At 42.3% G+C, this 20,709-nt stretch carries 20 protein-coding genes; 13 read left to right on the forward strand and 7 right to left on the reverse strand.

All coding sequences use genetic code 11. The features are described from left to right. Positions 1-114: 114 nt before the first annotated feature. The 3 genes from ACCB35_RS06715 to ACCB35_RS06725 are packed head-to-tail and all read left to right on the forward strand — an operon-like array spanning position 115 to position 2,439. Positions 115-1,230 (forward strand): GAF domain-containing sensor histidine kinase, encoded by a 1,116-nt coding sequence (locus ACCB35_RS06715; RefSeq protein ID WP_374056972.1) that lies wholly within the window; start codon positions 115-117, stop codon positions 1,228-1,230. A 12-nt stretch (positions 1,231-1,242) separates the two neighbouring features. Further along, positions 1,243-1,878 carry a response regulator gene (locus ACCB35_RS06720; RefSeq protein ID WP_374056282.1) on the forward strand — a complete coding sequence of 212 codons (636 nt, stop codon included), beginning with the start codon at positions 1,243-1,245 and terminating at the stop codon, positions 1,876-1,878. A gap of 21 nt (positions 1,879-1,899) precedes the next feature. Continuing rightward, a complete protein-coding gene (locus ACCB35_RS06725; RefSeq protein ID WP_374056283.1) occupies positions 1,900-2,439 on the forward strand; it encodes an NADPH-dependent FMN reductase in 540 nt (179 codons plus the stop codon). Positions 2,440-2,656: 217 nt separating this feature from the next. Here the strand turns inward: ACCB35_RS06725 and ACCB35_RS06730 are convergent, their stop codons facing one another. Next, complete coding sequence (locus ACCB35_RS06730; RefSeq protein WP_044337863.1) at positions 2,657-2,911, reverse strand: YhdB family protein; 255 nt, start codon at positions 2,909-2,911, stop codon at positions 2,657-2,659. Positions 2,912-3,077: 166 nt separating this feature from the next. Here ACCB35_RS06730 and ACCB35_RS06735 point away from each other — a divergent pair, with 166 nt between their 5' ends. From ACCB35_RS06735 to ACCB35_RS06750, 4 genes are all read left to right on the forward strand, one after another. Beyond that, positions 3,078-3,380 carry a DUF3889 domain-containing protein gene (locus ACCB35_RS06735; protein WP_374056284.1) on the forward strand — a complete coding sequence of 101 codons (303 nt, stop codon included), beginning with the start codon at positions 3,078-3,080 and terminating at the stop codon, positions 3,378-3,380. Positions 3,381-3,791: 411 nt separating this feature from the next. Further along, positions 3,792-4,982, forward strand: a complete 1,191-nt coding sequence (locus ACCB35_RS06740; protein WP_374056285.1) for an MFS transporter — start codon at positions 3,792-3,794, stop codon at positions 4,980-4,982. 784 nt (positions 4,983-5,766) lie between these two features. Beyond that, the gene (locus tag ACCB35_RS06745) at positions 5,767-7,179 is read left to right on the forward strand and encodes a SpoVR family protein (protein ID WP_044337860.1); all 1,413 of its coding nucleotides are present in this window, start codon (positions 5,767-5,769) and stop codon (positions 7,177-7,179) included. Positions 7,180-7,338: 159 nt separating this feature from the next. Continuing rightward, complete coding sequence (locus ACCB35_RS06750) at positions 7,339-7,683, forward strand: hypothetical protein (protein WP_374056286.1); 345 nt, start codon at positions 7,339-7,341, stop codon at positions 7,681-7,683. A gap of 38 nt (positions 7,684-7,721) precedes the next feature. Here ACCB35_RS06750 and ACCB35_RS06755 read toward each other — a convergent pair whose 3' ends face one another. Continuing rightward, complete coding sequence (locus ACCB35_RS06755) at positions 7,722-8,351, reverse strand: YitT family protein (protein WP_374056287.1); 630 nt, start codon at positions 8,349-8,351, stop codon at positions 7,722-7,724. 265 nt (positions 8,352-8,616) lie between these two features. Here ACCB35_RS06755 and ACCB35_RS06760 point away from each other — a divergent pair, with 265 nt between their 5' ends. Next, positions 8,617-10,221 (forward strand): SLC13 family permease, encoded by a 1,605-nt coding sequence (locus ACCB35_RS06760; protein ID WP_374056288.1) that lies wholly within the window; start codon positions 8,617-8,619, stop codon positions 10,219-10,221. 43 nt (positions 10,222-10,264) lie between these two features. Here ACCB35_RS06760 and ACCB35_RS06765 read toward each other — a convergent pair whose 3' ends face one another. From ACCB35_RS06765 to ACCB35_RS06785, 5 genes are all read right to left on the reverse strand, one after another. Then, positions 10,265-11,041: a 3-hydroxybutyrate dehydrogenase gene (locus tag ACCB35_RS06765; RefSeq protein ID WP_044337857.1), complete on the reverse strand. Its 777-nt coding sequence runs from the start codon at positions 11,039-11,041 to the stop codon at positions 10,265-10,267. 19 nt (positions 11,042-11,060) lie between these two features. Beyond that, positions 11,061-12,347: a GntP family permease gene (locus ACCB35_RS06770; RefSeq protein ID WP_044337856.1), complete on the reverse strand. Its 1,287-nt coding sequence runs from the start codon at positions 12,345-12,347 to the stop codon at positions 11,061-11,063. Between the two features lie 149 nt (positions 12,348-12,496). Further along, positions 12,497-13,195, reverse strand: a complete 699-nt coding sequence (locus ACCB35_RS06775; protein ID WP_374056289.1) for an ABC transporter ATP-binding protein — start codon at positions 13,193-13,195, stop codon at positions 12,497-12,499. A gap of 13 nt (positions 13,196-13,208) precedes the next feature. Then, on the reverse strand, positions 13,209-14,621 hold the full coding sequence (locus tag ACCB35_RS06780) for an ABC transporter permease (RefSeq protein ID WP_374056290.1): 1,413 nt from the start codon (positions 14,619-14,621) through the stop codon (positions 13,209-13,211). 221 nt (positions 14,622-14,842) lie between these two features. Further along, entirely contained in the window at positions 14,843-16,147 is a 1,305-nt protein-coding gene (locus tag ACCB35_RS06785; RefSeq protein ID WP_374056291.1) for a hemolysin family protein, read from the reverse strand. A gap of 305 nt (positions 16,148-16,452) precedes the next feature. Between ACCB35_RS06785 and ACCB35_RS06790 the strand changes: the two genes are divergently transcribed. The 5 genes from ACCB35_RS06790 (at position 16,453) to ACCB35_RS06810 (ending at position 20,688) form a co-directional block, all read left to right on the forward strand. After that, the gene (locus tag ACCB35_RS06790) at positions 16,453-16,782 is read left to right on the forward strand and encodes a hypothetical protein (protein ID WP_044337852.1); all 330 of its coding nucleotides are present in this window, start codon (positions 16,453-16,455) and stop codon (positions 16,780-16,782) included. A 255-nt stretch (positions 16,783-17,037) separates the two neighbouring features. Continuing rightward, a complete protein-coding gene (locus tag ACCB35_RS06795; RefSeq protein ID WP_374056292.1) occupies positions 17,038-17,409 on the forward strand; it encodes an ArsR/SmtB family transcription factor in 372 nt (123 codons plus the stop codon). Then, complete coding sequence (locus ACCB35_RS06800) at positions 17,399-19,507, forward strand: heavy metal translocating P-type ATPase (protein ID WP_374056293.1); 2,109 nt, start codon at positions 17,399-17,401, stop codon at positions 19,505-19,507. Before ACCB35_RS06795 ends, ACCB35_RS06800 begins: the two co-directional genes overlap by 11 nt. 10 nt (positions 19,508-19,517) lie before the next feature. Continuing rightward, positions 19,518-20,411, forward strand: coding sequence for a cation diffusion facilitator family transporter (locus ACCB35_RS06805; RefSeq protein ID WP_374056294.1), 894 nt, complete (start codon positions 19,518-19,520; stop codon positions 20,409-20,411). A gap of 91 nt (positions 20,412-20,502) precedes the next feature. Then, on the forward strand, positions 20,503-20,688 hold the full coding sequence (locus ACCB35_RS06810; RefSeq protein ID WP_044337848.1) for a Fur-regulated basic protein FbpA: 186 nt from the start codon (positions 20,503-20,505) through the stop codon (positions 20,686-20,688). The last annotated feature ends 21 nt before the right edge of the window (positions 20,689-20,709 follow it).

Below are 20,709 nucleotides of genomic sequence, written 5' to 3' on the forward strand. Positions count from 1 at the left end.
GGTCGGAACATACGTTTTCAGTCAAAGGTCGTAGAACGTTTCATTCTTTTTGAGAATACCGGTTTTGTGTAAAATCTATATAATAGTAGTGAAGGATGGGAGAGGACGATGAAGATGAATCAAGAATCCCTTTCAAATATCGAGCTTTTGAAAGAGATAGCCGAATTGCTGAACAATGAAACAGAGCTTTCTTCTATGCTTTCAGGGGCATTGAAGAAGCTGATCAGAGGCACAAGCTTCACAACGGGATGGATTTTCTTTATTGAAGGGGAAGGCAGTCACGAGCTTGTCTCCTATGAGAATCTCCCGAAGTCACTATCTGACCGGAAATGTGAACTGATGAAAAAAGGCGGCTGCTGGTGTGTCAATCGTTTTAGAAATGGAAAGCTTACGAAAGCCTCCAATATCATTGAATGTCAGCGGATCGAGCAGGCCATTGAAGAAAACAGAGGGGATACAGACGAAATCACGTATCATGCAACGGTCCCGTTGCAGTCCGGAAATGAATCCTTCGGGTTATTAAATGTTGCAGCTCCGAATAAAACCCACTTCTCAACCGATGAACTTGCTCTTCTAGAATCAGTTGCGTTTCAAATCGGTTCCGCCATCAAAAGAATTACACTGACGAAGAAGGAGCAGGAAGTTGCTCTTATCGGTGAAAGGAACCGATTGGCAAGGGATCTTCATGACTCAGTGAACCAACTGTTGTTTTCGCTTACGTTAACAGCAAGAGGCGGAGCGGAGATGACCGGGGAAGAGGAGGTGAAGGACACCTTCAAGACCATTCAGAATCTTGCCCAGGAAGCCCTATCGGAAATGAGGGCCCTCATCTGGCAATTAAGACCCCATGGTTTGGAAAATGGAGTAGTCGAAGCCGTTAAAGGATACGCAGAAATGCTGGGGTTGACCCTTGAAACGAAAGTAGAGGGAGTCATCTCCCTTAGTTCCAGGATAGAAGAAGTCCTGTGGCGGGTAAGCCAGGAAGCCCTTAATAATTGTAAAAAGCATTCTGGTGAAAAGAACATTTTTTATACATTAAAAAGTGAATCACATTTCATTCATTTAATGATTGAAGATAGAGGTTACGGGTTTCATTATGACACCAAACATTCACTGCCTTCTGTGGGGATACAAAGTATGGAGGAACGTGTGAAAAGCATTGGTGGAGAACTAACGATAAACAGTCAACTAGGAAAAGGAACGAGTATTTCAGTTCAACTACCCTATTAGGAGGTGCCATGCATGATCAGAGTGTTAATAGCCGATGACCATCATGTCGTACGAAGAGGCCTTGTCTTCTTTTTGAAAACACAAAAGGACCTGGACATCGTGGGCGAAGCGAAGAATGGTGCAGAAGCCGTTCAATTGGCCCAAACATTGGAGCCCGATATCATCTTGATGGATTTAATGATGCCTGTGATGGACGGAATTCAAGCAACTAAGGAAATTAAAAAGAATCATCCCGCTATCCAAATACTCATGCTCACCAGCTTTTCCGATCAGAATCACGTGATTCCGGCCATTGAAGCAGGAGCAGCAGGGTACCAATTAAAGGATATTGAACCCGATGAATTAGTGAATAGCATCCGAAAGCTTTTATCCGGTGAAAACTCTCTTCACCCTAAGGCAACCAATCACTTACTTACCCGGATCTCCAAAAAGGAGCCGCCCCACAAAATCCATGAGCTCACCAAACGGGAAAAGGATGTTTTGATTGAACTAACGAAAGGGAAGAGTAATAAAGAAATTGCTTCCAGCCTTTATATAACGGAAAAAACCGTCAAGACCCATATATCAAACATTTTTTCCAAGCTGGAAGTAACCGATCGAACCCAAGCGGCTTTGTATGCCGTTAAACATCATTTAACATCAAACTAAAGCGGAAAGGATTTTTCAATCATGAGTACTTTAATTATTAACGGAAGTCCCAGAAAACGCGGGCGTACTGGAATCGCTTCACGATTCATTGCCCGGACGTATGACTGTGATCTAATTGACTTGAGTGATGGATCACTACCATTGTACACAGGAGAGCCAGAGCAATCAGGGCTTGAAGCCGTTCAATCACTCAAACAAAAAGTGAAGGAAGCGGACGCCGTCATTTTAGCTTCCCCGGAATATCACGGCGGTATGAGTGGAGCAATGAAAAATGCACTCGATTTCTTAAGCAGCGAGCAATTTGCCCACAAACCAGTGGCCCTGCTTGCATGTGCCGGTGGTGGAAAAGGCGGGATCAACTGCTTAAACAACCTTCGCATCGTAGGCCGTGGTGTGTATGCAAACGTCATTCCAAAGCAGCTCATCCTTGATCCACACTGTTTCGATTATGATGGGGACGAACTTCTGGAAGAACCGGCGCAATTAGTCGATGGGCTGATGAAGGAACTCAAAGTATATGTGAAAGCGGCTGAGCTGGTGAGAAGTGAAATTTCGACTTAATAGGGAAAACTGGCATTATGCCGGTTTTTTTATTTTGTTTGATATATATACCAATTACAGGAAGTGTTACCAGATGAAGAACGGGGGAAATGTATCAGGTACAACCCCGGTAAATGTACCGATACAAGCAACCCGAGGCTCTATACATACAAAATAATAAAAGCTGATCCAATAGTGCATACTAATTGGATCAGCCGTAGGTGGAATTCTCTTGTAGCTACATCTCTGCAAAGGTTTCCTCAAGTGGTTGCTCTACACTATAGGTGAAGTTTGCATGTTCAATATATCGTAAAAGCGTATATAGGTTACGCTCTACAACCGTGTAATCGTTTGAAAAATGGTACGCATGTAGAAAATGTTCAATTCTTTTCGAAAGAAGGTCATCCTTCGTTCTCACCATGAGGATCAACAGGTTATCCCATTCTGATCGGTGAGTGTAATACAAGGCCCGATCGTAATCGACTTTGTTCACTTGGTTTCCCTCCTTTTGAAGGGGTAATCATATTGTATGGAGAAAACCGCTTTTATCTCTCTGTAAAAGTTGGTTATGCTGCAAATGCTGGCTTTCCTACTATTGGGTGAATAAATCAGCGTATTTAATTCATCCTATTAATGAAATGTAAACAGAGGTGATGATAATGAAGAAAGCAATAGTGATTGCATCAACCGTATTTTTTCTTTTGTTTTCAAGTCAAGCATATGCTCAACCAACGGATTATCAAAAATTTGGACGGATTGCCACAGCAGTCATTAAAGAAGACTATCCAGGTCAGCCAGTAAAGGATTATAAATACCAGGGGCGAAAAAAGATGACCGAAAACAAAGTGGCTGATTCATTCGAATTTACTGTTCAAGAGAATGGTGCAGAAAAGAAAGTCTCTGTCGTCGTCGTGCACGATCTTGATAACGAAAAAATACTGAATATTACGGTGCAGGAATAAGTTCAGCAGATAAAGTCTTCTTAAAAGGAGGCTTTTTTTGTTAGGTTTATGAAATGCAGGTTAAAGCACGGTATTTTAGCATTAAAACCAGACGTTGTTCACAATTTGGAACAATGTTCTTCAAAAATTGGCACAACAAACAGCCAAACTGGCACAACAAACCAGGATTTTGGCACAATAAACCTAGAAATCCACCTAATATACATATTGGGGTATGTTGAGGAACGCGACAATCTACACCCAAACGCCGTATTGATAATAATATAAAGTAAAGTCTCTGCAAAAATTGAAACCATTTGCTAAAATAAACCTATACATAATCATTTATGATTTTGAAAGGGGATCTTTGTTCCGATGTGATGCCATCTTTTTTCTCACCCAAATAAAAATTGAATAGAGGGAGGAAAAGATATGCATTCCAATGCATTTAGAAACCTTTGGTTCGGTCAAGCGTTAGCCAATATGGGGGATATCTTGTATATCGTAGGGTTAATCTCCCTCGTTTACACTATTACCGGTTCTGCTGTTTATATGACGGCCGTACCTTTGGTCATTACGTTTTCGCGTTTCATCAGTAGCATGTCGGCACCTCTTCTGTTGAATCGCACACAAATGAAGAGTTTGATTGCATACTCTCAAATGGCGAAAACATTCTTCCTATGCTTTTTTCTCTTGCTAATGGTACTCAATATTGAAAATGTATGGTTCTTTTTAGGATGTGCGAGTATCATTTCATTCTTAGATGGATGGGCATTGCCTGCCAGGAATTCCTATGTGCCTTTTCTTGTGAAACGGGAAGAGTTGATGGGAGCGAATGGATTTTTATCAACCGTGGATCAAACGATACAATTTTCAAGCTGGGCACTGGGTGGAATTCTTTTATCACTCATAAATGAAACCAATCTTTTTATCGTGATCATTGTTTTGTTCCTCGCCAGTACACTGTTCATGCTGAAGTTGCCTGTTATTCCAACCACTAGCCTGGAAGTTCGAAAGGATTGGTGGCAGGAGTTAGGAGAAGGATGGTCAGAAGTAAGAAAGCGAAAAGGATTGGTTCCTGTCTTTTGGATTTATGGTTTAGAGTCGATTTCAGGTACTGTTTGGATTGCGGCTGTTTTGTACTTGTATGTTGATTTGCAGCTGCAGCGAGGAGAAGAATGGTGGGGGTTCATCAATTCCAGCTTCTTTATCGGATTGGTTCTTGCCTCGTATTTGATTTTTAAGCTCCACGCCTTGTTTTCAAGACACAGGCAGAAATGGGTCCCGATTTGCATGGTTTTAACGTCAGCCGTGACACTCGTCTTTGCCTGGAATAAGGTAGCGCTCCTTGCACTTGTTTTATCCTTTGTGTTCGGTTTGTTTGATCAAATTAAAAATGTCGTTCTCCAAACGTATTTGCAGGAAAGTGCACCACCAGAAGAGCTGGGGAAAATCTATGCTGCCCAAGGTGCGTTAACGACATTGCTGTTTGGATTATCATCTGTAGGAGTAGGGGTGCTTCTTGAAGTATTAAGTATTTCAATGATTTTCTCCTTATCGGCTCTTTTGCTGCTAAGTACACTCATTCCTGTGATGCTTTTGCAAAAGAATATGAAGGCGTAAGTTTGATAAAGAGCCGTTCCCTACAAAGGGGGAACGGCTTTTTAGTATGACTTTATTATGGTTGTCGCCCCAGAGCAAGGCCCTTCCGCTTTTCTTTATGTCCAGCTCCAGGGCTTAGAGGCTCGAGGTCATAAGTCAAGCTGTCATGAAGGTGAAAAGGCACACCTTCCTGCCACCTCGCTTTATGCTTGTCGCCTCTACCAAAGCCCTTCCGCTTTTCTTTATGTCCAGCTCCAGGGGCTTGGGGCTCGAGGTCATAAGCCAAGTAACCCAAAAAGGCAAAGGGCGCCTTTCCGGGTTACTCGACTTATGCTTGTCGCCCCAGAGCGAGCCCCTTCCGCTTTTCTTGATGTCCAGCTCCGCCGGGTAGTCCCTCGAGGTCATAAGATAAATCGACCAAAAAGGCAAAGTGCGCCTTTCCGGTCGATTTATCTTATGCTTGTCGGGCCTGACCAACCCGGCTCCGCTTTCTTTATGTCCAGCTCCAGGGCTTAGAGGCTCGAGGTCATAAGTCAAGCTGTCAAGAAGGTGAAAAGGCACACCTTCCTGCCACCTCGCCTTATGCTTGTCGCCTCTACCAAAGCCCTTCCGCTTTTCTTGATGTCCAGCTCCGCCGGGTAGTCCCTCGAGGTCATAAGATAAATCGACCAAAAAGGCAAAGTGCGCCTTTCCGGTCGATTTATCTTATGCTTGTCGGGCCTGACCAACCCGGCTCCGCTTTTCTTTTCATCAAATGCCTTTTCTCTTCATACATTTAGATAAGAGTATAAAGAGGGGGATGGCGATGAATTTAGAGGAACAAAGGCAGTTACAAAATGCGATAGGGGAAATTACTGAGATTGCAGCCGGGTTTGGTCTTGATTTTTACCCGATGCGATATGAAATATGTCCTGCCGAGATTATTTATACATTTGGTGCTTATGGGATGCCGACACGTTTTTCTCACTGGAGTTTTGGGAAGCAGTTTCATAAGATGAAGCTTCAATATGACTTGGGTTTAAGTAAGATTTATGAGCTCGTGATTAATTCTGATCCTTGTTATGCCTTTTTATTGGATTCAAATTCGCTTATTCAGAATAAGTTGATTGTGGCACATGTGTTGGCCCATTGTGATTTCTTTAAGAATAATGTCCGATTCCAGAATACGAAGCGGGATATGGTAGAGAGCATGGCGGCTACTGCTGAACGGGTTCGAAGATATGAAATCGAGCATGGGAAGCAGGAGGTTGAAAACTTCCTGGATGCGGTGCTTGCTGTGGATGAGCATATTGATCCTTCATTAATGCGTCCTAAGTTGTCGTGGACGATGGATGATGTGGAGTGGGTTGAGGAAGAAGTGAGTAATGCAACACCTTATGACGATTTGTGGTCATTGGATGAGAAGCCGAAGAGCCGGGAGAAGAAAAGGGTGAAGAAGAAGTTCCCTCCTCAGCCCGAGAAAGATATCCTTCTCTTTATCGAGCAGTACAGCAGGGAGCTGTCTGACTGGCAGCGGGATATATTGACGATGATGAGGGAAGAGATGCTGTATTTCTGGCCTCAGCTGGAAACGAAGATCATGAATGAAGGATGGGCTTCGTATTGGCATCAGCGCATCATCCGTGAAATGGATTTGACGAGTGGAGAGTCCATTGAGTTTGCTAAACTGAATGCAGGTGTTGTACAGCCTTCCCGTACGCAGATCAATCCATATTATTTAGGATTGAAGATTTTTGAAGATATTGAAGATCGTTTCGACAACCCTACGGATGAAATGAAAAAGCGTGGGGTGAAACCAAATTCAGGCCGGGAAAAAATGTTTGAGGTTCGTGAGATTGAATCTGATATTTCCTTCTTACGGAACTATTTAACGAAAGATCTCGTCACGAGAGAAGATATGTATCTGTTCCAGAAGCAGGGGAAGGATTACAAAATCGTCGATAAAGAATGGACTCATGTACGGGATCAGCTGGTAGGCATGAGGGTCAATGGAGGGTTCCCATACATCACCGTGAATGATGGAGATTATATGAAGAGCGGGGAGCTATATCTTAAGCACTGGTTTGAAGACGTGGAGCTCGATATTAAGTATTTAGAAAAGGTTTTACCGTATCTGCATCAGCTGTGGGGAAGACCGGTCCATATCGAAACCCATGTAGAGAACCGTGATATGTTATTTACCTATGACGGCAGAAGTGTTCAACGAAAATATTTGTGAAAAGTTGGAGTCGTTTTCAGGTGAAACCCTGAAGCGGCTCCTTTTTATAGCATCGTTTTTAAATAAGTTTTGACTGAATACTAACGAATCAGTTCTAAATTACGGGACGGGCTTATACATAATAATAAAGGATATTTTTTATCTATAGGAGGAGATGGCGTGGCAGATGTTGAAGTCTTTATCGGTGATTTAACGGACCAGACATTTCATTATGAAGGGGGAGACTGGAATCATAATTACCCAAAAAGGATCAGTCCGTTTTTTCCGAAAGGATATGAACTCTTTTTCTCCCTATTGGATGGCATCTACTATAAGAAAATAGAGGGCAGGCAAACGGACTGGGGAAGTCACACCTGTTTGATGTACCCTGATGAAATGCTTGCGGTCTTGGAAGATTACTATAAGCAGGATATGGATAATGAACAGGTGCAGCGACTATTTCAATTTATAAAGCAATTAAATCCCCATCAGCAATACGGATTAGTGGCATGCGAGATGTCATGACATAGAAAAGGACAAATTGCCTCAGGCATTTGTCCTTTTTACATACTTACATTATTTCGACTGGTAAACCGGGTATTGAGTCTATCGGTGAAAAATAAAAAGGATTTTTGGAAGATGGGACTTTGAATAAACGTATAAATGAAAGTGAAAACGAAGACTGGACCGGATAGAAGCAGTCCGATTAGTAACACCGCACACTCACATATGATCCGGACTCTGCTGATTGAAAGATTCGTTAAATCCGAAATGGTAAGCATAAAACCGTCCCGCGGACCCGTACCAAGGTGAGCCGCTGAATACAATCCCCCACCAATCCCCATTAAAATAATCGCCGATAATAAAATCAGGATATCTGAGACTATGTTCGTTTGAGGCGGAAGTAAATCGTAAAATAGAAAGAAGTCGACCAGCATGCCAACCATCACTCCGTTAAGGATCGTCCCGATCCGAACATATTTCCCTTTTAAAAACAAGGTGCCTGCAATCAGGGTGGCACCGACAATAATATTCCACGTGCCGATCGTTAAGCCAAACTTCTCAAATAGGGCAATGTTTAATACATCCCATGGATGGATCCCTAAGTATTGCACTTTGATGGACATACTGATCCCATAGCTGAAGATAAGTAACCCTATTACAAAATAGCTTACTTGCCAATAGATTTTCATATTGTCTCCTTTGAAATGACCGTCATCACTCTATAACAATATTTTACAACGAAAAGGTTTGTGAAGATATGGTCTGTTTTTCGTTTTATAGGGAGAGGACGAAGGTCCTGAAGAAGATGTACGTCCTTTGAAGGAGAATACATAAGTTGAATAGGGATAAAGAAGTGAATATTCAGATTTTTACATTATTTGGAGACGTTATAATTGACAGCGCTTTCTATGGTCGATAGAGTTTTAGTAAGACGAGTAATGGGGGAATGAGTAGATGCTAACTGTGAAAAACGCATGGGGGACACTTTGGAAATGGCACGGAGATGTGATGGAGACTTTGCAATTCTTCACTACCGGAAGCACGCCTGCTGCTTCCCGTCAAGTGGATACAACTCGCGTTCCGGAGCCTACTTCGAATCCAAGACAGAAAATCGGTTTTTTCTTGGGACCACTCCTGTTTATTCTTATCATGTTATTTTTCTCTCCTGAAGGTTTGGCAAAAGAGGCTGTTGCTGTCCTTGCTGGTACCACATGGATAGCGGTATGGTGGATAACAGAAGCAATACCTATTCCGGCAACTGCTTTGTTGCCGATCATTTTGTTTCCGCTTACGGGAGCCCTGCAATCCGGAGATGTCACGTCTGCCTATGGTGATAGTACGATTTTTCTTTTTATGGGCGGGTTTATCATTGCGATTGCCATGGAAAAGTGGAACTTACATAAGAGGATTGCCATGAACATCATTTTGTTGATTGGTACTGGCACTGAGAGAATCGTCCTTGGATTTATGTTGGCTACAGGTTTTTTATCTATGTGGATCTCGAATACGGCAACGGCTATGATGATGCTTCCGATTGGAACAGCCGTGATTTATCAAGTTAATGAAAGTCTAAAAAAGGAAGGGACGAATAGAACGGGGCACTTCAGTAAAGTGATTATGCTTGGGATTGCTTATAGTGCATCGATCGGAGGCTTGGGAACGTTGATCGGAACGCCTCCAAACACAATATTTGCCGCCGTTGTGAAACAGTTGTATGGTATTGATTTCTCGTTTGCGAAGTGGATGCTTTTCGGTGTTCCACTTGCCGCTATTCTTCTATTTGTTACTTGGTGGTATTTAATCAAGGTGGCTTTTCCATTAAAGATTAAAGAATTGCCGGGGGGAAGAGAGATTGTGGAGAAAGAGAACCGGTCTCTTGGTCGCATTTCATTTGAAGAAAAGCTTGTTCTTACGGTCTTTGTCGCTACAGCTCTATGCTGGATCACCCGGTCGTTTCTATTGAACCAATGGATTCCGTCATTAGACGACACCATCATAGCCATTACTGGAGCACTTGTTTTATTCCTTCTTCCGGGAAGGAAAGAATCCCGATTGATCAATTGGGAAGATGCTAAGAAGCTTCCATGGGGGATTCTGCTCTTATTCGGTGGAGGTCTTGCCATTGCCAAGGGTTTCAAAGAAACGGGGTTGGCAGAGTGGATTGGACAGCAATTGACGATCCTTGAAGGAATATCTTTCATTATAATCTTGCTTGCAGTGACGACCTTTGTTATTTTCTTAACGGAAATTACGTCCAATACGGCGACAGCCACGATGATGTTTCCGATAATGGCTGCTCTTGCAGCTGCCTTGAATGTTCACCCTTATAGTCTGATGGTGGCGGCGGGCTTAGCTGCTTCATGTGCTTTCATGCTGCCGGTGGCTACACCGCCGAATGCCGTCGTATTCGGATCAGGTTATATTAAAATGGGGGACATGGTTAAGGCGGGAATATGGTTAAATCTGATTAGTATCGTGTTTATAACACTTTTAATTTATTTTTTCATGCCACTTGTATGGGGGATCGATCTAGGTGTGTTACCTGAAAATATGAACTAAAGAAAAATCGGATCAGTTTTCTGATCCGATTTTTCTGTGCTTATTATTGAGCAGTATATCCGCCATCCAACACAACGGCCTGACCAGTTACACCTTTTGCTTTATCACTGGATAGAAAAATGGTGTAGTCTGCAATTTCTTCTACTGATAATAATCTCTTTTGAGGAACAAGAGGGTAAATGACATCCTCCAATACTTTTTCAAGCTCCACACCACGAGTCGTTGAAATATCCTTTAACTGGTTACGGACAAGGGGGGTATCAACGTATCCGGGGCATAGGGCATTGACCGTGATCCCGTGCTCGGCACCCTCCAAAGCCGATACCTTTGTCAGACCGATAACACCATGCTTGGCGCTGTTGTATGCGGCTTTTCCGGCGAACCCGATCAGTCCATTAATGGACGCCATATTAATGATACGGCCGAATTTTTGCTTCTTCATATGAGGGAAAGCAAATTTTGTTGCGATAAAGGGTGCGGTCAGCATAATTTTTATCAGGAGCTCAAATTTTTCAATAGGGAATTCTTCAATTGGAGCTACGTGTTGAATGCCTGCATTATTAATTAAGACGTCTATGCGGCCATAGTGTTCGACTGTTTTATCAATCCCTGATTTCACTTCTTTTTCACTGGTCACGTCACATTTAATGCCAATTGCGTCAAATCCTCTGTCTTTAAGTTCTTCAACCGCTTCATCCAGTCCTTCTTGATTGATATCAGAGAGAACGACCTTTGCTCCGTTTTGAGCAAAATGTTCACCGATTTCAAATCCGATTCCCCTTGCAGCACCTGTAATGAATACAACTTTATCATTTACCATCTTCATTTCCTCCTAAAAATTAATATATTCCCATATTGGCCAGGATGATCGATACAATTTCAGCGATTGTCGGGATCAGCAGTCCGACAACAGCAACATCCAAATACGAATCTTTGTGGGTGAGACCTGTTACTGCAAATAAGGTCAGGAGTGCGCCGTTATGAGGCAGAATGGAGGCTCCCGATGAAATGGAAGCAATTCTGTGGAAGGCTTCAGCACTGATACCACTCGTTTGAGAAAGCTCATAATATTTATCTCCTAAAGCTTCTAGGGCAATCCCCATTCCTCCTGATGCAGACCCGGTGATGGCAGCCAACGTTTGTACAGCGATCGCTTCTGAAATGACGGGATTTCCTTTAATCCCAAGTATCAGTTTCGTTAACGTCTTGAAACCGGGTGCCGCTGTGACAACCGCTCCGAAACCTACGGCAGCGCTTGTGTTTATGACTGCCATGACTGAGCCCTTTGCTCCACCATTGACAGCAGGGATGAACTTCTTATAATGCTTGAAATTTATTAATAATATCGAAAGTATCCCTACCAGGAGGGCAGTCAGGATGTTCCACTTAAAGACATTCAACGTAACGACGACAATGACAAGAGGAAGAAATGATAAGTAGAAATTCGGAAGCTCTGATTCTTTAATCTCTTTCACATCATTTCCACCCTTAGGCTCCGTAAAGGTATCCCCTTTGCTTGTAAATTGCTTCTGACGCCATCTTAAATAAAAATACCCTCCAGCAGCCATAATTAATCCGCCAACGATACCGATAATCGGAGCGGCAGTGGGAGAGGTTTTGAAATAATCGATCGGTATCAAGTTTTGAATCTGGGGGGTACCCGGAATGGCTGTCATCGTAAAGGTAAAAGCCCCTAATACAAACGTTGGAGGCAATAGTTTCCTGGTGATGTCAGCTTCTCTGAACATGGCAATAGCCAGTGGATATATCGCAAATACCACAACGAATAAACTCACACCGCCATATGTTAAAACTGCAGCTGCAATCAACACGCCAAGTATGGCCCTGTCTTTGCCGATAATGTTGGTGATTTTGAATGCGACAGATTGTGCGGCCCCAACATCCTCCATCAGTTTTCCAAAAATGGCTCCAAAAAGGAATACAGGAAACCATTCTTTAGCAAAATCCACAAACCCGGTCATATACGTTTCTGTATACGCAGGAAGCAGGTCAAGTCCACTCATTAATGCCACTAAACCTGCTACCAGTGGAGCGATCCAAATGATTGACCAGCCTAAATACGCCAAGACCATAAGCAGGATTAATCCAACAATGATGCTAGTCATAACTCACCTCTCATAAATATTTTGTTGTTATCTTTCCATTATTGAAAGGATTTATTCTTTGGGGGAATCTGTTTTAACGCGATATACGATATGAAAATAGAAAAAGACAGTCACCGTGAATAGGCGACTGCCACTTCTGATATTCAGGATCAAACAAACTTTTCCACCTTACTCATTTCTTTGAATACCAAACCTCCCTTTGAAAGGGAAATGACAGTGTCCGATACTTGGGCAAGTCCTTGATCATGGGTCACAACAATCACACATTTGTTATCTTTATGAGCAAGTTCCCTGAATAAATCAACGATTCCACTTGCGGTATCTTCGTCTAAGTTTCCTGTAGGTTCATCTGCCAGAATGAGTTCCGACTGACAAGAGAGCGCCCTGGCAATGGAAACCCTTTGTTGTTGTCCCCCGCTGAGAGTTAATACTCTTTGACGGGATTGTTCCTCTGAAATGCCAACCTTCTGAAGCATCTCAAGAGCGAATGCTTTTTTATTTTTATTAGTTGATTTTGTGATCTCCATTGCAGTGATGACATTTTGCAGTGCTGTCATATATGGTAGGAGGTTATAGGATTGAAAGACAATGGAAACATGCCGATTTCGAAATGTTGATAGCCCGATTTTCTTGATATCTTTTCCTTCAAATAAGATTTGTCCGGAAGTGGGTGAGTCAAGTGCACTTGCCAGGGAGAGGAAAGTGGTTTTACCCGAGCCGGATGGGCCGACACAAGTATAGAAAGTTCCCCTCTTAAATTCGGCCGTAACATGACTCAAAATAGGCTGTACTTTGGATTCTTGCTTATAGCTGTAACTCACATTTTCAAAGTGTAATAATGTACTCATTCTTCAGCCTCCTTTAATCCTGTTTTGTTAATATTGCTTTAGGATTTAATCTCAACACGGTTAATGATGGAATCAATGTGGATAGTAGAACCACCATCAGTCCGATGCCAAACAATTTCATCAAGTCTTCTCCTGTCGTATGGATGGATAATTCATTCACCGTTTCTACATCCTGGGCGTTTGATGATTGAAATGGCATACGGCGTGAATTAAAGGAGGCTGGTGTATTTGCTGTTTCTTCAGATTGAGTGATTTCCTGCTGGAGAAGTTGTTCCCCCATTTTGTTTGCAACCAGATTGCCGGATAATGTTGATATACCCATTGCCAAAACAGCCACAATCAAAATCTCAACCAGAAATTGACTGACGAGCTTAGCTTTCTTCTCTCCGATGGCAAGGAGTACGCCCATTTCATATTTTCTTTCCCGAATCGTCATCATAACAATCAGGGCCAAAATAATGGCTCCCGCTATTGCCACAAGAAATACTACATTATTAGAAAAAGAGGCTACATTCTCAATTGGTCCCATCATTTGCTGGTACAATTGATCATTTGCATCCAGTTTAAATTGATCAAAATCAATGGATGAGCCACTTTCCGCATTTGAAATAAAGGTCTGGATATCTGCCGGGTCCTTCATATAATAGACAGCTCGATCAATCGTTTCGGAAGTTCCTTTTAGTTCATTTGCAACAGTATATGGAACGAACAGCTGATTATAGGGATTCAGAAAAGCAAAATTTTGAGCTCTTTCATCCATATCAGCAGTCGATTCATAAATACCTACGATTTCAAGAGTCGACTCTGTATTCTCCATATTTGCTATGGTTATCGAGTCTCCAACCTTTAAATCATTTTCTGCAGCAAGATTCTTTTCAACAAGAGTCACTTCATTGTTTATGTCTTCTTCCGTCAAATGACGTCCTTCCACTATGGACGCATCCCCATTCAAAAATGAGCTCGTTGAATCTGAGAATAAGATACCTTCGATGGAAACATCACCGGCCATCATTCTACCACCGCCACCCAAGCCTTCCTGCTCTGTACCTTCTGTTGTTTCTTCACTTCCGACAGCAGTAAAGTCCTTGGCAAGGGCAGAAGTGGTTGAGTAGTAGTTGTAGCCCTTTACGTAAGAGGAATCGCTGAGTTCCTCAGCAGAATCCAAAGGGATGGGGACAGGCTGAAAACGGGCTCTTCCGCCACTTTCCACGTTCTGTTGGCCGGAAATCAATTTTTCCCGGTCAACCGTTAAAGAAACTTCACCGCCTAATTTCTCACGAGCCAAAATGCTGGATTGATCAGCGGCGGTTTGAATCGTCAATCCCGACAGAACGAGAACGGATATGACGGTCAAAACAAACAGTAATAGTATGCTTTTCCCCTTGCGAGCTTTTACGCTCCAAAAGGCACGTTTCATAAAATTCATTTTCCTCTCCTCCTGGTCAAAATAATGGGACTTAAGTTCTTTTAAATCCCTGTCTTGCCTCAGTAAAAGCTTATCCATCAGATATGTCCAAACTATGAACGAATAATGTCCGATTGATTAAAAGTAGTGAAAAAGAAAACGGGTCACACCGGCCTTGAACTAATCCTGTTAAACATCATAAAAGAAAAAGAACGAGCCATTAATCGGACTCGTTCTTTTCATCATGGCTGCTTTGCCATTTTGGTAACCTCTAAATATTGAATATGATGCCCATCGATTTCTTTCACCCTGAAGCAATAGCCTTGTTCCTCGATCCTGTCATTCGGCTTGACTTCGTACTTCTGAGTCAGGAACCAGCCTCCGATTGTGTCGACCTCTTCTTCTTCAATGGATATCCCAAGGAGATCATTCACATCTTCAATGAGCATAACTGCATCAAAAATATAATGGTCTTCTTTCACCTTCTGCACTTCAGGAATTTCATCGATATCAAATTCATCCCGAATCTCCCCAACGATCTCTTCAATGATATCTTCTACAGTAACAAGACCGGCAGTCCCACCGTATTCATCAAGGAGTACGGCCATTGGGGCCCGTTCTTTTTGAAGCTTGACGAGTAAAGCTTGAATAGGGATGGTTTCAATGACGCGAATCACAGGCTTGATAAAGAAAGTTAAGTCTTCGTGTTCAGCCTTATGATCCACAAGTGTTGTCAACAATTCCTTCACATTAACTATACCGAGGATATTGTCTTTATCACCCTCCACGACAGGATATCTCGTATAGCGTTCTTCTTTAATGATGGCTAGTACTTCATCGATGGTGGAATCTGAGGATAGAGTCACGATATTCGTTCTTGGAACCATGATTTCTTTTGCGATCCGTTCGTCGAATTCAAATATTTTGTTTACGTACTTGAATTCGGATGAATTGATTTCCCCACTCTTGTAGCTGTCGGAAAGAATGATTCTAAGTTCTTCTTCTGAATGGGCTATTTCATGTTCAGAAGCGGGTTTTAAGCCGAATAACCCCGTGAACACCCGGGCTGAGCCGTTTAATGTCCAAATGAATGGATAAGCGAGCCGATAAAACCATATCAATGGTCGTGCGAATAATAGAGTGACTTTTTCTGCTTTTTGAATGGCGAAGGTTTTCGGTGCCAATTCTCCAATCACCACATGCAAAAAAGTAATGACGGAAAATGCGATTCCGAATGAAATGATGTTTGTAATGGAAGCATTTAATTCAAGTCTCTCAAAAACTGGATGAAGCAAGGTTTCAATGGTCGGCTCACCTAACCATCCAAGACCAAGGGCCGTGATGGTTATGCCTAACTGGCAGGCAGAAAGGTATTCGTCTAAATGGGAAGTGACCCTTTTAGCGGCAATGGCCGTTTGATTTCCTTCAGATATCAACTGATCGATCCTGGAGCTTCTTACCTTGACGATGGCAAACTCTGATGCAACGAAGAAAGCAGTCAGTGCAATTAAGATGGCTACAAGAAATAAATTAAGTAAAATATCCAATGAGCAGAAGCTGAAGAATGAAAGTGACTCTCACCACTCTTCGCTTCGAACACCTCCTGTATATAAAAGTCATGACTCCGTAAAAAATACAAGCGATACAACACTTGAAATCCGTTTCCATTGAGTATATCCTTTTAAAAGTATCACATTCTTATCCATGCCCAAATTTCGTTGCAATGTGTACATAATTGGTTTATTCTAAGAAATAACCATTTACCAGAATATATGGCTAAATCATAGAGAATTGTACTGGACAAAACAACCAATGGGTTTCAAATAGTGGATAGATGGAGAGGAGAACGATTATGGCGGACGTGTTTAATCAAGAGCTTGTTGTAGCCCTTATCATTGCCTTTTCGGTTTATGTCATCTTAAGAGGGATAGCTATTTTCTTTGGCAAAGCAGGAAAAGGCTATCTGGAAAATAATCAGTCCCAAACTGGACGATTATACCTGCAATTAATTGGAGGCTACTATATATTATCAGGCGTACTTGGCCTGCTTATTCCAAGATTAGACTGGAAAACAGAAGACATCTATTTTGCAATCGCAATCTTTGCAATTTCTTCTGTGGTTTTCTGGGTAACACTGGATCTCTTTATGAAACGGGATCGAAAAAAGCTTCAACAAAATTAATAAGTTTCTTTATAAGCCCAGGAATCATTCCGGGGCTTTTTTTGATTGCGGAATTGAAGAGGGCACCATTCCTGCCAGCTTTTGCTCATCCGTTTTTTACAAATGGGGGAATAACCTAATCAAATTCCTGGTATATTGAATACCAATATTTAGAAATAAAAAATGTTCAAACATTCAAAAGAACGTTTGAACATTTTGGTTCTTTCTTCTATACTATATTCAAAAGGGCATTTGAATGTTGGGGAGGATGTAGAGATGAAAGAGACGGATGTATGTGAAATAGCGTGTGTGGAAGATGAAAAGGTCAATCGCTTAAAATCAATAATTTTAACACAAAATACCTCTAAGGTAGCCGAAATCTTTAAAGCACTATCTGATCAAACAAGAATGAAGATCGCCTATGCACTTACCATCGAGGACGAACTATGTGTATGCGATGTGGCAAATATTGCAGGTTCTTCAACGGCAACAGCATCCCATCATTTACGCTTACTGAAAAAGCAGGGGTTAGCCAAATTCAGAAAAAAAGGAAAGCTCGTTTATTATTCCTTAGATGATCATCATGTAAAACAGTTAATCGAAATTGCTGTAACACATCAAATGGAGGTGGAGGAACGTGACCGGTAACGCCCATAAACAAACCTACCGGGTCGAGGGGTTTACGTGTGCCGGGTGCGCGGCGAAGTTCGAAAAGAACGTTCAGCATCTTGATGGAGTAGTAGATGCGAAGGTGAACTTTGGAGCGGCGAAGATTACCGTATACGGAGAAACCACTCAGGAAGCGGTAGAAAAAGCAGGGGCATTTGAAGGGCTCCGCATAAAAGAAGACGGAATCAGAAAGATAGAGGAAAAAAAAGAACCTTACTATACGAAATATAAGCATTTACTTTTTTCCGTTCTTTTTATCCTTCTTGCTTACTCTTTTCCACTTATGAAAATCGATAACAGTCAAATACTTTCGACTGTCTCATTTGCAACAGCAATTGTTGTAGGCGGGTATCGATTATTTCAAACAGGATTCAAAAATTTACTTAAATTAGAGTTTGATATGAGAACCTTAATGACCATTGCAATTATTGGGGCTGCGTTTATTGGTGAATGGGGTGAAGGAGCGATCGTCGTTCTCCTTTTTGCCATCAGTGAAGTTCTGGAATCGTACTCTATGGATAAGGCTCGTGAGTCCATTCGTTCACTCATGGACATTGCCCCTCCTCAAGCCATCATCATACGAAATGGGATGGAGCTTGCCGTTGATGCCGAGGATATTGAAATCGGGGACATCATGGTGGTGAAACCTGGTCAGAAATTTGCGATGGATGGTGACATTCTCGAGGGCTCTTCATTTGTCAATCAGGCAGCGATCACAGGTGAATCGGTCCCAGTGGAGAAACACCAGGGTGATGCAGTATTTGCAGGTACGTTGAACGAAGAAGGGTATCTAAAAGTAAAAGTCACGAAGCGAATTGAGGACACCACTCTCGCCAAGATTATTCATCTAGTGGAAGAAGCACAGGGAGAAAGGGCGCCTTCTCAAGCATTTGTGGATGTATTCGCTAAGTATTATACGCCTATTATTATGGTCATCGCTTTACTTGTCGCGATCATCCCACCCCTATTTTTTGGAGCAGAATGGTCAACCTGGGTGTATCAGGGACTATCCGTCCTGGTAGTGGGGTGTCCTTGTGCACTGGTCATTTCGACTCCCGTAGCCATTGTGACGGCCATCGGGAACGCAGCCAAGAATGGCATTCTCATTAAAGGCGGCGTGTATTTAGAAGAATTAGGGCGTTTAAAGGCCATAGCCTTTGATAAAACAGGGACTCTTACAAAAGGAGAGCCTGTAGTAACGGATCTCATACGATTAGGGGATGTAGAAGAAGAAGAGCTGTGGGTGAAGATGTCTGCACTTGAATATCACTCCCAGCATCCCCTCGCACATGCTTTTATCAAAAGGGCGAAGGAGCTGAATATTGAGTATGGGGACTGTGAAGTGTTTGAGTTTCAATCTCTTACGGGTAAAGGAATCAGTGGCCGGATAGGTGACAATAAATACTTCCTGGGATCCGAAAGCCTCTTTGTAAATACTCCTTCTTCAGAAATAGAAAACCTTCAAAGGGAAGGGAAAACCGTCATGGTATTCGGAAGCGGTGACACTCCATTGGCTCTTGTAGCCGTCGCGGATGAAGTGCGTGAAACAAGTCGCGAAATCATCGACACCTTGCATCAACTGGGTATTCAGCAAACAATGATGCTTACTGGAGATCATGAAAATACGGCAAGGTCGATCGGAAAAAGGGTAGGAGTCAAAGAAATCAAAGCAGGCCTGCTTCCCCAGCATAAATTAGACTTTATTAAGCAATACATGAACACTTACGGGAAAGTTTCCATGGTTGGGGATGGAATCAATGATGCCCCTGCACTTGCTGCTTCAAATGTAGGAATCGCCATGGGTGGGGCAGGAACCGATACAGCACTGGAAACGGCCGATATCGCTCTAATGAACGATGACCTTACAAAACTGCCATATATCATTCGCTTAAGTCGAAAAACACTTACCATCATCAAGCAAAATATCTCATTTGCGATTGGTATCAAGCTCCTTGCATTATTACTTGTCATTCCTGGTTGGCTTACTTTATGGATTGCGATTTTTGCCGATATGGGGGCCACATTACTCGTTACATTGAATGGTCTTAGATTATTGAGAGTAAGAGACCGAAAGTGAGGGATGTCATGTGGGTCACGACCACAGTCATGGACACAAACAGAATAAAAAAGCATTATTAATCAGTTTCCTATTTATTTTTACCTTTATGATCGTGGAAGTCATCGGAGGAATCATCACGAATAGTCTTGCTCTTCTTTCAGATGCTGGACACATGCTTAGTGATGCAGCCGCTTTAGGTCTTAGTTTGGCAGCTTTTTATATAGGGGAAAAGGCATCGGATAAAGGGAAGACATATGGTTACAAGCGATTTGAAATTTTAGCGGCTTTCATTAATGGTATAACGTTGATTCTCGTTTCCCTTTATATTTTCTGGGAAGCGTATCACCGTTTTATAGATACTCCTATGGTTTCACCGGGTATGATGGTAATTGCCGTCATAGGTCTGGTTGTAAACATTATCGTGGCATGGATTTTAATGAGAGGGGATACAGAACATAACTTGAATGTTCGAAGTGCCTTCCTTCATGTCCTTGGTGATTTGTTGGGGTCGGTAGGGGCCATCGCAGCCGGACTCTTGATTTATTTCTTTAATTGGAACTTGGCTGATCCTATTGCATCTGTCATGGTTGCCATCCTGATCGTCGTTTCCGGATGGAGAGTAACGAAGGATTCCATTCATATCTTAATGGAGGGATCTCCAAAAGGGATCGATACGCAAGACGTAATGAATAGCCTGGCTGCTATCCCTGGAGTCATTGAAGTACATGATCTCCATGTATGGTGCATCACGTCGGAATTCACAGCCCTGAGCTGCCACGTGGTGGTTGAAAACGAAGTGAATCGAGATACGATGTTATTACGACTCTCAGCCTTTCTTGAAGAGGTATATGGCATCCATCACTCTACTATTCAAGTTGAGGGTAAAAGTGTCACAGAGGGCCATCATCACGTTTGTACGTAACAGCTATCACTTTCTCCTAATATTTCCAATGTGTAAGAGGATGTTTAGTTCAGTCCCGAATTGGGGTATATCCTCAACTGGAGGGATGACCATGTTACATCAAGAAAATATATCACAGAAGCAAAAGACACCTGAATTTAAAAAGGATTTCTATATTCAACAATTATTAAGGATTGGCGTGTATAAATATTTTGGTAAGCAGCTTTATGAGCTCTCCATGAATGAACTGCAAGATGTCTATCTGGAATATTATGTTGGTGACGATATAGGGAATTAAAAAAGACGAACCTTTTAGAAA

This window comes from Rossellomorea sp. FM04394 (assembly GCF_041889765.1).
Lineage (GTDB): Bacteria > Bacillota > Bacilli > Bacillales > Bacillaceae_B > Rossellomorea > Rossellomorea aquimaris_B.